Below are 13178 nucleotides of genomic sequence, written 5' to 3' on the forward strand. Positions count from 1 at the left end.
TGGTGACGCGGCGCACGTCGTGCAGGTGGGCGGCGTGCCGATGCCGCGCGGCCCGGGCGGGCCGCTCGTGCCGCCGTTGAACCCGGCCTACCTGTTCACCGCACGCGTGACGAACGTGCTGGAAGACATCGTCGAGAACCGGCGCATCCTGCTGATCGGCCACACCGGCACGGGCAAGACCAGCCTCATCGAGCAGGCCGCCGCGCTGGCCGGCCATGGCGTGCTGCGCTCGAACATGAACGGGCAGACGACGGTCGGCGACTTCGTCGGGTTCTGGACCGTCAAGGGCGGCGAGACGATCTGGGTCGACGGCGTGCTGCCGACCGCGATGCGTGAAGGGCTGTGGCTCATCGTCGACGAGATCGACTTCGCGGAACCGGCGATCCTCGCGGTGCTGACCGCCGTGCTCGAACCGGCCGGCCGCTTGTTGCTGAAGGAGAAAGGCAACGAGATCGTCGTCCCGCATCCGTCGTTCCGCCTGTTCGCGACGGCCAATGCGGTGGGCGCGATGGGGCAGTTCCGCCATCTGTACCAGGGCGCCAACGTGATGAACGAGGCGTTTCTCGACCGCTGGCGCGTCTACCGCCTCGACTACCTGCCGCCGCCCGACGAGGCGCGCGTGCTGCAGCGCACGTTCGGCCCGGCCATGACCGCGGCGATGGCCGACACGCTCGCGGCCATCGCGGCCGACTGCCGCGCCGCGTTCGTCCGCGAGGATCTGGCCAGCGCGTTCTCGACGCGGCGCCTGATCGACTGGGCCGAGCTGATGCTGCGCACCGGCGATCCCGAATCGGCCGCCGGCCCGACGATCTATGCGAAGGTCGGCGCGGAAGACGCCGACCTGATCCGCAGCATCATTCGCCACTACATCGACGTCGAGGCCTGACGCGATGGACCGGGACGACGACGCGCGGTCGCTCCACCTGACCCGGCTGGCCCGCACGCTCACGCAACGGCACGGCATCGAGGTGCGGTTCGCGCGCCACGGGCCGGTCGCGCAGCACGACTTGCTGGTATTGCCCGACACGCTGCTCACCGGCGCCGGCGACGCCGATGTCGACGACGATGCGATCACCGGCCTCGTCGATCTCTATGCAGCGCGCACCCGCTTCGGTGCGATCGATGACATTGCCGCACTGTCGTCGCCCGCGGTGCGGGCCATCGCGCAGGCGATCGACGACCGGCGCGCGGCCGGCTGCCTCGCTGCGATCTATCCCGGCGCGACGACGTTCCTGCGGCGGATGCGCGCGGCGACGGCCGCCGACACGCTCCGCCGGTGGCCTCGCATGGCATGGCGCGACAGGCTGGTGTGGCGCATCGAACGGGCGCTGTGGGACGAACCGCCGCCTTCCATCGAGCGCATGCCGTCGCTCGACGCGACGATGGCTGCATCGGGCGATCTCGTCGACGCAGCGCGTGCAGCCACATCGACCGCCGACAGCATCCGCGCCGCGCACCGGATCGTCGAACGCGTGCGCGCGCTGGCGTCGGCCGGTGCGAACAACATGATGTTCACGGCCGATCCGGGCAGCACGATCGACAGCGACAGCATCGCCGCCGAATTCGAGTCGGACGGCCAGCACGCGCCGGACGACTCCCGTGCGCCCGTTTCCGCCGAATCGGGCGCCGGGGCGATCGCCGACACGGCATCGTCCACCGAAGCACCGACGCCGGCCGATGCGATGCCCGGCACGATCCGCCTGTCCGCGGACAACCGGCCGCTGCTGTCGGTCCCGCTGACCACCGCGTTCGACACGGTGACGGACTTCACCGGCAACGGCGAACCGGCGCGCTGGCACCGCCTGCGAAGCGCGGCCCGCGCGCAGACCGAGCCGCTCAAGCTGAAACTCGAACGCGCGTTGAAAGTGGACGAGCAGACGCGCTGGAAACGCGAACAGGAACGCGGCGAGCTCGACCGGATGTCGCTCGCCCGCCTCGTCACGTCGCCCGGCTATCGCACGCCATTCCGCGTCCGGCGCGCCGCACCCGGGCGCGACGCGGCTGTGAGCCTGCTGATCGATTGCAGCGGGTCGATGGCCGGCAGGAAGATCGAACTCGCCACACTGTGCGCGGCAGCGCTGTGCGATGCGCTGACGCAGCTCGGCTTCGCATGCGAAGTGCTCGGCTACAGCTCCGTCGAGGATGCCGCGATGCGCGCGCACTACCAGCGCTGGATCGACGCGGGCCGCGACACGTTCGGCTATAACCGGTTCGTCGAACGGCTCGACCTGCGCGTCTACAAGCGGTTCGATTCCGACAATCCGAGCGGCCTCGCGTGCATCGAATGCGGCCACGAGAATCCCGACGGCGAGGCGTTGAGCTGGGCCGCCGAGCGGCTGCTGGCGAAGCGGGCGCAGCGACGAATCCTGATGGTGCTGTCGGACGGCTATCCGGCCACCGGCGACGGCAACCCGGCGATCCTGCGCACCGACCTGCGCGCCCGCGTCGATGCGCTGCGCGAGCGGCGCGTCGAACTGATTGGTGTCGGGATCCTCGACGATGCGGTGGAAACCTTCTATCCGGTCAGCAGCGTGGTCGAGCATCTGCACGAGCTGCCGGGCGCGGCGTTCGGTGTATTGAGCGATACACTGCTGGATCGGCGCTAGCCTCGCACGCGACAGGGTCGAAGCACACTTCGATTCGCCGGCGCGTCACATCGGACGGTTAGCATCGCCGATGGCCGACTCGAATCGCCACGCTTACGCAGCATCCCGCGTTCCGTTGCATTCGACCGGCCGACCGGTTTCGATGTGCACGCGGCCGGCAGCACGATCCTTGCTCCGCGCCCCCTTTCGATTGTCAACGCGACGGCGGAGTCGGCCGCGTCTTCCTGCCACGGTCGGCCGCCGGCACGAAACTGCACATGCCCAGGAAAAAAACCAGCCTCTGGTTGCGTCCCCTCGAACTGCTCTCCGTCGCCGCCGGCGCGCGCCCGACGAAGCGCACGAGCAAGCCGCGACCGGCCGCCAAGCGAGCGGTCAAGCCGGTCGCCCGGCCAGCCGTCACCGTGCGTCCCGCCCGACGCACCGGCACCGGCACCGGCACCGGCACCGCGCATCCCGCTCGCGCCCCGGCGGACAAGGCGCCCGGCACGTGGCTCCGCTCGTTTCATTCCGCCGGCCCGAGCGCCGGCCGCTACGTGAACCACCTTGCCTACGCGCTATATCTCCCCGCCGCACCGGCGACCACAGCCGGCATGCCGGTCGTCGTCATGCTGCACGGCTGCAAGCAGAGTGCCGAATCGTTTGCCGCGGGCACGCGCATGTGCCGTCTCGCCGAACGCTCGGGGTTCGCCGTGCTGTTTCCCGAACAGGCCAAGACCGCGCATGCGCACCGCTGCTGGCACTGGCATGGCGACGCGACGGAGTCGGAAGCCGCGGCCGTCACGTCGCTGGTCGACGCCATCGTGCGACAGCACGGCTTCGACCGCGACCGGATCTACCTGGCCGGCATGTCCGCCGGAGCCGGGCTCGCCGCGGCACTGGCGATCCGGTATCCCGACCGCTTCGCGGCCGTCGGCCTGCACTCCGGCCCGGCCATCGCCCCGCCGTCGTCCGCGTTGGCGGCGATGAACCTGATGCGTCGCGGCCTGCGCGACGACCCGATACGCGCGGTCGATGCGTGCGCCGACGTCGCGTCCTATCCCGGCATGCCGGCCCTCGTCATGCACGGTGCACTCGATACGGTCGTGACCGACCGTAACGCGACGCAGCTCGGCATCGCGTTCGCGCGGCTCAACCGGCTCGTCGACGAGCACGGCGCGATACGGGTGGGCGAGCAGCGCACGTATGCGCGCGACGATGCCGACTACGTCGACTATCTCAAGGCCGGGCGTCTCGTCGTCCGGGTCTGCATCGTCCGCCGGCTGCCACATGCGTGGAGCGGCGGCGACCCGCGCGAACCGTTTCATTCCGCCACGGGGCCGGACGCCACCGCGATGTTCTGGCATTTCTTTCGTCGCCAACACCGCAAGCGGCTGCGCTGACGCGTAACCACCGCGCCGGCCCGTGGCATCACGCCCGGTGCGCCAACTCCGCCGTGTTCTCTCGATCGCCGGCGCGCCGTATCGGTATCCGGACGCAGAACGTCGTGCCCCGCCCGGGCTCGCTCGTCACGTCGATGGTGCCGCGATGGCGCTTGACGATGCCATGCGAGACCGACAAGCCCAGCCCCGTGCCCTGCCCGACCGGCTTCGTCGTGAAGAACGGATCGAAGATCCGCCGGACGACGTCGGGCGTCATCCCCGTCCCGGTGTCGCTGATCGCGATCGACACCTGCTCGCCGTCGCTCGACGTGCGGATCGTGATCACGCCGCGCTCGGGAATCGCGTGCGCCGCGTTCACCAGCAGGTTCATGAACACCTGGTTCAACTGCGACGGCAGGCATTCGACCTGCGGCACCTCACCGTAATCGCGCACGATGTCGGCCTTGTACTTGAGTTCGTTGTGGACGACGTTGAGCGTGCTTTCCAGGCCCGCGCGGAGATCGACCACGCTCCACTCGTCGCTGGCCGGACGCGAGAAATCGCGCAGGTCCTGCACGATGCGCCGCACGCGCAGCGCGCCGTCGATCGATTCGTCGATCAGCGTCCCGATCTCGCCGCGCACGTAGTCGAGGTCCGCCGCGCGACCCGTCGCCGCCAGCGCGTCGCGCGCGGCCGGGTCGAGCTGCGGCAGCGCGGCTTCATGCGCGGCGATCACGTCCAGAAGGCTACGCACCCATGTCTTCAACGTGTTGAGGTTCGCACTGACGAAGCCGATCGGATTGTTGATCTCGTGCGCGACACCGGCCGCGAGCTGACCGATCGACGCGAGCTTTTCCGACTGCAGCAGCTGCACGTGGGTTTCCTCGAGCACGTGCAGCAGGCGCCGCTGCTCGTCCTTCTCCTGTTCGAGCCGCGCCTGCGCGGCCTTGCGTTCGTCGATCTCGGTCGCCATGTTCTCGCGCGTGCGCTGCAGCATCGCCGTCGTCTGCTCGTAGCGGTGCAGCGCGCGTTCCAGTTCGACGGTGCGCAAGCGCACGAGCCGCTCGAGCGTGTCGGTCATCCCGCGCAGGAAGGTTGTGCGCGCATCGAATCGGGTCAGCAACAGCGTGACGACCAGGGTTCCCGTCGTGAACAGCGTGACCGTCGTCGCGAGCCAGGGCGTATCGACCCCGTTCGCGGCCCCGCACCGCGCGTCCGGCGCGAAATGCGCGGCCGCCATCGCCGTGTAGTGCATGCCGGTGATGCCGACACCCATGATGAAAGCCGCACCGACCCGCTGGGCGGTCGCATGGCGCGCCTGCTGCACGCGCAACGCCTGCGCGATCCAGAGCGCGGCCGTCGACGCGATCACCGCGATGCCGATCGACGCGGCGAACAGTGCGGCATCGTAGCGGATGCCGGGTTCCATGCGCATCGCGGCCATCCCCGCGTAATGCATGCCGGCGATCCCGGCGCCCATCAGCGCGCCGCCCACGAGCAGCCGCCGCCAGCCCAGCCGTGCGCGCGTGACGACCGTCAGCGCGAAGTACGACACGAGCACGGCAATCGCCAGCGACGCGCCCGTATCCGGCCATGCGTAGCCGAGCGGAATCGGCAGCGAAAACGCGAGCATGCCGACGAAATGCATCGACCAGATGCCGGTGCCCATGGCCACCGCGCCGCCGCCCAGCCACGCACGCTTGAGCTTCGGGTTGTCGAGCAGCGAAATGAAGGCGGCCAGGTCGAGTGTCGTATAGGACGCCAGCGTCGCGATCGCGAGCGACAGCAGGACGAGCGGGAGATGGTAGGTGCCGTACATGATCGAGCGCCCGGATCGAGGTGAGTGCGTTGCCGCGGCGCGCAGTCGTGCACCGCGGCCATCAGGCCGCGCGGCCGGGCTCAGGCCGGCGCCGCGCCTGCATTCGGCGCGCTCTGCGCCGGCTTCGCCGCAGTCTGGCCGGCCAGCACGAGGATGTCGAACGACGTGCCCTCGCGCGTCTCGAAGCGGCGCACGAGCTCGATCTGGTGCGCCGACATCACGCTGCCCTTGGTCATCAGCAGCACGCCGCGATGCGTGCGCAGATCGTCGGCGAGCTGCATCCCTTCGCGCAGCTGCGCGGACTTGATCTCCGCGACGGACGCCGCGATGCCGAGGCTCGCCGGGTCCCGCATCAGTTCGGTCAGGCCGTCGACGATCCGCGGGTCGTAACGCACGCCGGCCTGCGAGCGCAACGCGTCGAGCGCCTGCTCGACCGAATGCGGCGCGCCGATGTCGCCATTGCGCAGCCCTTCGAAGTCACGCGCGATCGCCAGGATTCGCGAGCCGAGCGGGATCGTGTCGCCCGCCAGGCCGTCCGGCGTGCCGCGTCCGTTGAAGCGCTCGTACTGGTGCAGCACGATCGACGCGACCTTGTGCAGTTGCGCGACCGGTGTCAGCACCATCTGCGCGCGCAGCGGATGCTGCAGGAACAGGCCGTGCTCTTCCGCCGTCATCTTCGCGAGCGGCTTGCGCAGCAATTCGTCCGGCAGCGACAACTTGCCGATGCCGTGCAGCAGCCCCGCGAAATAGACGTCCTGCGCATGCAGCTCGCTCATCCCGGACGCCAGCGCGAGCCGCCGCGCGATCTCGCCGACCCGCATCGCGTGACCGCTGGCCGACCCGCAGCGTATCTCGATCATGCTCGCGCAGACCTGGACCATCGCGGTGAAGCTGCTTTTCAGGTCGCGTTGCGCGGCTTCGAGGAACATCACGGTCTGGCCGAGCTCCTCCGTGCGTGCGCGCACCTGCGTTTCGAGTTCCGTGTTGAAACGGCGCAGCGCTTCGTTCTGCGCTTCCGTCAGCGCGGCCAGCCGGGCCGCTTCGCGCCGCAAGTGCCGCTGCTCCAGTGCGTGTTCGATGGTCAGCAGCAGGTCGTGATCGTCCCACGGCTTGTTCAGGTAGCGATAGACGCCGCCGTCGTTGACGGCCTGCACGACCGACGCGATCTCCGCATAGCCGGTCAGCAGGATGCGCATCGTGTCCGGGTAGAGCGCCCGTGCGCGGGCCAGGAACTCCGCGCCGCTCATGCCCGGCATCCGCATGTCGGACACGATCAGGTCGACTTCGGTCGACGCCAGGATCTCGAGGGCCGCCTCGCCGCTTTCCGCGGTCAGGATCGCGTAGCCGGCGGGACGGAACACGCGCCTGAGCGCCGACAGCACGCTCGGCTCGTCGTCGACCAGCAGGATCGTCGGTACGCCACCCGCATCGTCGGATGTCGCTGCCGCCCCGGTCGTTTCAGGCGATACCGCATTCGGTCCGTTTGTTGCAGATGTCGTCATGATTGGCCTCGGATCATGTATTTGTATTCTCTCTGCATCATCGGCATGCGCCGCGCATTCCGTATCCGGGAAAACGCTGACGCGCTCACCCGGATCACACCGCGGATGCGATCTACACCGTCGCCGAACCCGGTGCGCGCACGTAGTAGATGTCCCACTCCGCTTCGTCGGCCTGCACGAAGCCGTGCCGGGCATAGAAACGGTTCGAATCGCTGCCGCGCAGCGCGCCGACGCGAACGGGCACCTGCTGCGAATCGGCGTCGGCAAAGATCTTGCGCAGCACCGCCGCGCCGATCCCCTTTCCCTGATGCTCGGGCACGATGTACAGATGGTCGAGCAGCCAGTGATCCTCTTGCGGCCGGACCACGAAAAAGCCTGCGTTCTCGCCGTCGACTTCGATCAAGCGGCATCGCGCCGGATCGAACGACGCGAGAAACCGGTCGCGCGCACGCTGGGGATCGAAGCGGCCGATGCGCTCGAGGCTGTCGCGCATCGCGGCGATGCGGATGGCGACCAGCATCTCGGCGTCGGATCGGGTGGCGAGGGGAAAGGTCAGGTTCATTGGCAAGTTGTGCTCATGCGGAGAAACGCCCGGCATCCCGGCGTGGGCGTCGAAGCCTGCTCGCGACGCCGGCCGGCACGAACCACGCGCGTCAGGGCGTCTCGATGCCGTCTGCCCGCGTCGCCAGGAATCGCAGGTACTTGCCGTCCTCGTCCTCGAACAGTTCCGGCCCGCCGCTCGCATAGGCGCGCATCAGTTCGTCGGCCGCGCGATCGAGATCGCCCAGCTCGAACTGGCACTGACCGAGCCTCAGGTGCAGGAACGGGTTGCCGATCGCGTTGGGGAAATGCATCGACTGGGCGAGATTGTCGCGTCCGGCCGCGTAGTTCTCTTGATGGAAATTCACGTCGCCGATGGCGGCCATCAACCAGGTGCCGGCTTCCCAGTTGGTCTTGGGTTCGGGAAGCAGGTCGAATCCCGCCCAGAATTTCTCGAGCGCGCCTTCGTAGTCGCCGTCTTCCATCAACGCATCGCCCGCGTCGCTCAGCGCGCCGATCCGTTCGTACAGCGCGTTGTCCAGTTCTGCCATGTCGAGTCCCTGTTCCTGAGTTGAAGTCGGCCCGGTGCGGCCAGTGGTTGCGATACGATCGCGGTGATTGTTTGCAGTTTTGCCGCCCTGATCGCTGATCCGGCCGGCATTCATCCAGCATACTCGAGCTGCATGACGCGCGTGCCTCGACTTTCGGCGCACCGTCGTCTGCCCGGGCGCGTCGCTTGCCGCATTACACTATCTGCCGCCACGCTACGCGTCCCGACAATCCGTGTTGCCAGGCCTGCCGCTGACCATGATGTGGGTCGCGCTCACCTGGCGAATTTTCGTTTGACCATCGATCCATGCTCCGCTTCGACAATCTCGGCAAGCGCTACGACAAGCGCGTCATCTTCAAGGGACTCCACTACGCATCCGGCGCCGGATGCGTGGCGCTGTGCGACGAAACCGGCAGTGGCAAATCGACGTTGCTCGCCATTCTCGCCGGCACGCTCGACGCGGACGAGGGCGAGGTGTGGATCGGCGGCCATTCGCTGCGCACCGCGCCGCACGATGCGAAATCCGCGCTGGCGTACGTGCCTGACGATTGCCTGGCGTATCCGCTCCAGACGGGCCGCGCGTTTCTCGATCTCGTGGCGGCCGGCAGGAAGACCGTCGTCGACACCCGCACGCTCGAGCTGGCTGATCGATTCGGGCTCGGCCCGCATCTTGAGAAGCGCTTCGAGCAGATGTCGTTCGGCACGCGCAAGAAACTGTTCCTGACGGCCACGACGCTCGGCGCGCCCGCCGTCGTGATCGCCGACGATCCGGACAGCGGGCTCGATGCTGCGTCGCGTGCGGTGCTGATCGATCTGTTCAAGACACTGGCCGCAGACCGTGCCGTCTTTTTTTCGACTTACGATCCGGCGCTGGCGCGCGCCTGTGACGCAAGGGTCATCGCTTTTGCGGAGCTTGGATTCGCTGGATAGACGGCATCGTCGCCGGCGCAGTCGCCGGGAAGGATCGGGGGTGGCTGATGGTTGGAGGGAGAACGACGCAGAGACAATCGAACGCCGTCTTTTGCCGGAAGGAAGTGCGAAACGGCCCCTCCCGCCTCGCACTTCCGTGACCTTCGCGATACGCACGGCCGGCGCACCGGGCTTCGATCAACCGACTGTCCGATACCCCAGCCGGCGATCGCTCGACCCGCGCATGCGCCCGGCCGTGCGCGCCGTCAGGCCTTCAACGCCCCGAACACCTCGTCCAGCATCTTCTTCGCGTCGCCGAACAGCATCCGGTTGTTGTCCTTGTAAAACAGCGGATTGTCGACGCCCGCATAGCCGGACGCCATGCTGCGCTTCATCACGATCGAGGTCTTGGCCTTCCACACCTCGAGCACCGGCATGCCGGCGATCGGGCTGCCCGGATCTTCCTGCGCCGCCGGGTTCACGATGTCGTTCGCGCCGATCACCATCGACACGTCGGCTTCGGGGAAATCGCCGTTGATCTCGTCCATCTCCATCACGATGTCGTAAGGCACCTTCGCCTCGGCGAGCAGCACGTTCATGTGCCCCGGCATGCGGCCGGCCACCGGATGGATCGCGAAACGCACGTCGACGCCCTTCTCGCGCAGCACCTTCGTGAGTTCATGCACGGTGTGCTGGGCTTGCGCCACGGCCATCCCGTACCCCGGCACGATGATCACGCTCTTCGCATCGCGCAGCAGCTCGGCCGTCTCCAGCGCACTCACCGCCACCACTTCGCCGGCCGGCTGCGCACTGCCGCCGGCCGCCGCGGGCGCACCGCTGCCGGTGCCGAAGCCGCCGGCAATCACGCTGATGAAGTTGCGGTTCATCGCGCGGCACATGATGTACGACAGGATCGCGCCCGACGAGCCCACCAGCGCGCCGATCACGATCAGCAGGTCGTTGCCGAGCATGAAGCCGGTGGCCGCCGCCGCCCAGCCCGAGTAGCTGTTGAGCATCGACACCACGACGGGCATGTCCGCGCCGCCGATCGCCATCACCATGTGCACGCCGAACAGCAGCGACACCACCGTCATCACGATGAGCGGCGTCATGCCGTCCTGGACCGTCTCCGCATGCAGGAACGCGCGGCCGAACACGATCACCACCACCAGCGCGGCCAGGTTGAGCCAGTGCCGGGCCGGCAGCAGCAGCGGCTTGCCGCCGATCTTGCCGGAGAGCTTGCCGAATGCGATCACCGAGCCGGCGAAGGTCACCGCACCGATCAGGATGCCGACATAAATTTCCACTTCGTGGATCGCGTGCTCGGCGCCCGTGTACTGCACCGACGTATCGATGTAGCTCGCGAAGCCCACCAGGCACGCCGCCAGGCCGACCAGGCTGTGCATCAGCGCAACCAGCTCGGGCATCTGCGTCATCTGCACCTTCTTCGCGGCGTAGAGCCCCACCGCGCCGCCGACGACCAGCGCAGCCACGATGTACGGAATGCCCTCGGCCGACACGCGCGGGCCGAGTACCGTGGCGAGCACGGCGATCAGCATGCCGATCATGCCGAGCAGGTTGCCGCGCCGTGCGGTCTCGGGATTGGCCAGCCCGCCGAGGCTGAGGATGAAGAGGATGGCCGCGCCGATATAGGAGACGGTAGTCAGATTGGAAGTCATTGTTGTCGTCTCCTTACTTGCGGAACATCGCCAGCATGCGACGCGTCACCGCGAAGCCGCCGAACATGTTGACGGCCGTGAGCGTCAGCGCGCCCACCGCCAGGCCCAGGATCAGCCCGGACGGACGGCCCCCCGCCGCCGCGTCGCCCAACGGCGGCGCGACCTGCACCAGCGCGCCGATCGCGATGATCGACGAGATCGCATTGGTGACGCTCATCAGCGGCGTATGCAGCGACGGCGTGACGTTCCAGATCACCATGTAGCCGACGAAGCAGGCCAGCACGAACACCGTGAAGTGCGCGAGGAACGTGGCCGGCGCGAACTGGCCGACCAGCAGGAACAACAGTGCGCCGACGGCGAACGTGATGGCGAGCGACTTCGCCGACATCGGCGCGCCGCTGCCGTGGCCGTGGCCCTTGGACGCGGTTGCCGCGACCGGCGGCGTGGCGGGTTTCGGGGCGGCGGCCGGCTGCTGGATCGGCGGCGGCGGCCAGGTGACGTTGCCTTCCTTGATGACCGTGAGGCCACGGATCGCGTCGTCGCTGAAGTCGACGTTGATCGTGCCGTCCTTGCCCTTGCACAGCTCCTCGACCACGCGCAGCAGGTTGGTCGCATACAGCGTCGACGACTGTCGTGCCAGGCGCGACGCGAGATCCGTGTAGCCGACGATGGTCACGCCATGACGCACCACGGCTTCGCCCGGCACCGTCAGTTCGCAGTTGCCGCCTTGCTCGCCGGCCATGTCGACGATCACGCTGCCCGGCTTCATCGACTGCACCATCTCGGCCGTGATCAGCTTCGGCGCCGGCTTGCCGGGAATCAGCGCGGTGGTGATGATGATGTCCGCCTCCTTGGCCTGCTGCGCGTACATCGCGCGCTGCGCCTGCTGGAAGCCTTCGCTCATCACCTTCGCGTAACCGCCGCCGCCCGAGCCTTCCTCCTCGTAGTCGACCTTGACGAATTCGCCGCCGAGCGACTTGACCTGGTCGGCCACTTCCGCGCGCGTGTCGTTGGCGCGCACGATCGCGCCGAGGCCCGCGGCCGTGCCGATCGCCGCGAGGCCGGCGACGCCCGCGCCGGCGATGAACACCTTGGCCGGCGGCACCTTGCCCGCGGCCGTGATCTGGCCGTTGAAGTAGCGGCCGAACGCATGGGCCGCCTCGATGACGGCGCGGTAGCCGCTCACGCCGGCCATCGACGTGAGTGCGTCCATCTTCTGCGCGCGCGACAGCGTGCGCGGCAGCGAATCGATCGCCAGCACCGTGGCCCGCTTCGCGGCCAGCTGCTGCATCAGTTCAGGGTTCTGGGCCGGCCAGACGAAGCCGATCAGCGTGCCGCCCTCGCGCATCAGCGCGACTTCGTCGCTGCTCGGCGGGCGCACCTTGAGGACGATGTCGCTGCGGCCCCATAGATCGGCGGCCGTCGGCACGACTTCGGCGCCGGCCGTGCGGTAGTCGTCATCGCTGAAGTTCGCGCCGGTGCCGGCACCGCTTTGCACGGCCACCGAGAACCCGAGCTTGATCAACTTTTCGACCACGTCGGGAACGGTCGCTACGCGCCGCTCCTCGTGGGCCGTCTCCAGAGGGACCCCAATCAGTAATGTCATATCCTGAACTGTCAGTAGTGGCCGTCGCGAGGAATTACGGCCTGCGTTTCACGTCACCCAACTCAATCCGTGTACGACCTTGCTCCGCGCGCAGCTTGGCACTCCCGCGCAGATTTCACAAACGATCGATCCTCTAATCGATGGTCTTGTCAGGGCAAACCGGTTCATGCTTTTGCCTGATTATGCTGACGAATATCCGGCGCAGGTTCCGATCGGATAAAACCCGTCAAGCATATCCCGTGCCAGAGTCTTTCCAAAATTTATCTTTTGAATCGGCGCGCATTCAATCCATGAATCCCCTGTCTGGACACGACGGGCTGGCACCCTCCCGCTCACCGGCCGGAACCGCGCCGCACGGGCCGCCGGCACGTGAATCCGTTTGAAACGTGAATAATCGGCGATCGGCACACGAGCACCGGAATCGGTTTCATCGAGAATGCCCTTGCTTACCGGAACAATGCCATTTGTCGCGCGCCAACGACATAATCCGTGTGGCCGACGCGCTTCAGCGCCGGCGAGTTTAATGGAGAATGCTGACTGACTGCCGGGCCCCCTCCGGTGACGATCATTTACGCAGCGCGTCGACGAGGGCACGTATGCGGCGCCGGT

At 67.8% G+C, this 13178-nt stretch carries 10 protein-coding genes; 4 read left to right on the forward strand and 6 right to left on the reverse strand.

What is annotated here, in order from left to right; translation table 11 throughout:
• From G3N98_RS05065 to G3N98_RS05075, 3 genes are all read left to right on the forward strand, one after another.
• Positions 1-886, forward strand: an 886-nt coding sequence (locus G3N98_RS05065; protein ID WP_206147469.1) for an AAA family ATPase, incomplete at its 5' end; no start/stop codon positions are given.
• 4 nt (positions 887-890) lie between these two features.
• Positions 891-2606 carry a cobalamin biosynthesis protein CobT gene (locus G3N98_RS05070; protein WP_206147470.1) on the forward strand — a complete coding sequence of 572 codons (1716 nt, stop codon included), beginning with the start codon at positions 891-893 and terminating at the stop codon, positions 2604-2606.
• Between the two features lie 257 nt (positions 2607-2863).
• Complete coding sequence (locus G3N98_RS05075) at positions 2864-3985, forward strand: alpha/beta fold hydrolase (RefSeq protein ID WP_206147471.1); 1122 nt, start codon at positions 2864-2866, stop codon at positions 3983-3985.
• Between the two features lie 28 nt (positions 3986-4013).
• On the opposite strand, the gene G3N98_RS05080 is transcribed toward G3N98_RS05075, so the two are convergent.
• From G3N98_RS05080 to G3N98_RS05095, 4 genes are all read right to left on the reverse strand, one after another.
• A complete protein-coding gene (locus G3N98_RS05080; RefSeq protein WP_206147472.1) occupies positions 4014-5783 on the reverse strand; it encodes a histidine kinase in 1770 nt (589 codons plus the stop codon).
• Between the two features lie 80 nt (positions 5784-5863).
• Positions 5864-7285, reverse strand: a complete 1422-nt coding sequence (locus G3N98_RS05085; protein ID WP_206147473.1) for an HD domain-containing phosphohydrolase — start codon at positions 7283-7285, stop codon at positions 5864-5866.
• A 112-nt stretch (positions 7286-7397) separates the two neighbouring features.
• Positions 7398-7847 (reverse strand): GNAT family N-acetyltransferase, encoded by a 450-nt coding sequence (locus G3N98_RS05090; RefSeq protein WP_175239701.1) that lies wholly within the window; start codon positions 7845-7847, stop codon positions 7398-7400.
• Between the two features lie 91 nt (positions 7848-7938).
• Positions 7939-8490 carry a hypothetical protein gene (locus tag G3N98_RS05095; RefSeq protein WP_241025753.1) on the reverse strand — a complete coding sequence of 184 codons (552 nt, stop codon included), beginning with the start codon at positions 8488-8490 and terminating at the stop codon, positions 7939-7941.
• Positions 8491-8681: 191 nt separating this feature from the next.
• Here G3N98_RS05095 and G3N98_RS05100 point away from each other — a divergent pair, with 191 nt between their 5' ends.
• A complete protein-coding gene (locus G3N98_RS05100) occupies positions 8682-9305 on the forward strand; it encodes an ATP-binding cassette domain-containing protein (RefSeq protein WP_206147474.1) in 624 nt (207 codons plus the stop codon).
• A 245-nt stretch (positions 9306-9550) separates the two neighbouring features.
• Here the strand turns inward: G3N98_RS05100 and pntB are convergent, their stop codons facing one another.
• Both pntB and G3N98_RS05110 read right to left on the reverse strand, forming a co-directional pair.
• Positions 9551-10963, reverse strand: coding sequence for a Re/Si-specific NAD(P)(+) transhydrogenase subunit beta (gene pntB, locus G3N98_RS05105; RefSeq protein WP_206147475.1), 1413 nt, complete (start codon positions 10961-10963; stop codon positions 9551-9553).
• Positions 10964-10976: 13 nt separating this feature from the next.
• Positions 10977-12569: a Re/Si-specific NAD(P)(+) transhydrogenase subunit alpha gene (locus tag G3N98_RS05110; protein WP_206147476.1), complete on the reverse strand. Its 1593-nt coding sequence runs from the start codon at positions 12567-12569 to the stop codon at positions 10977-10979.
• Positions 12570-13178 lie beyond the last annotated feature (609 nt).

This window comes from Burkholderia sp. Tr-20390, assembly GCF_017104595.1.
In the GTDB taxonomy this organism is placed as follows: Bacteria; Pseudomonadota; Gammaproteobacteria; order Burkholderiales; family Burkholderiaceae; genus Burkholderia.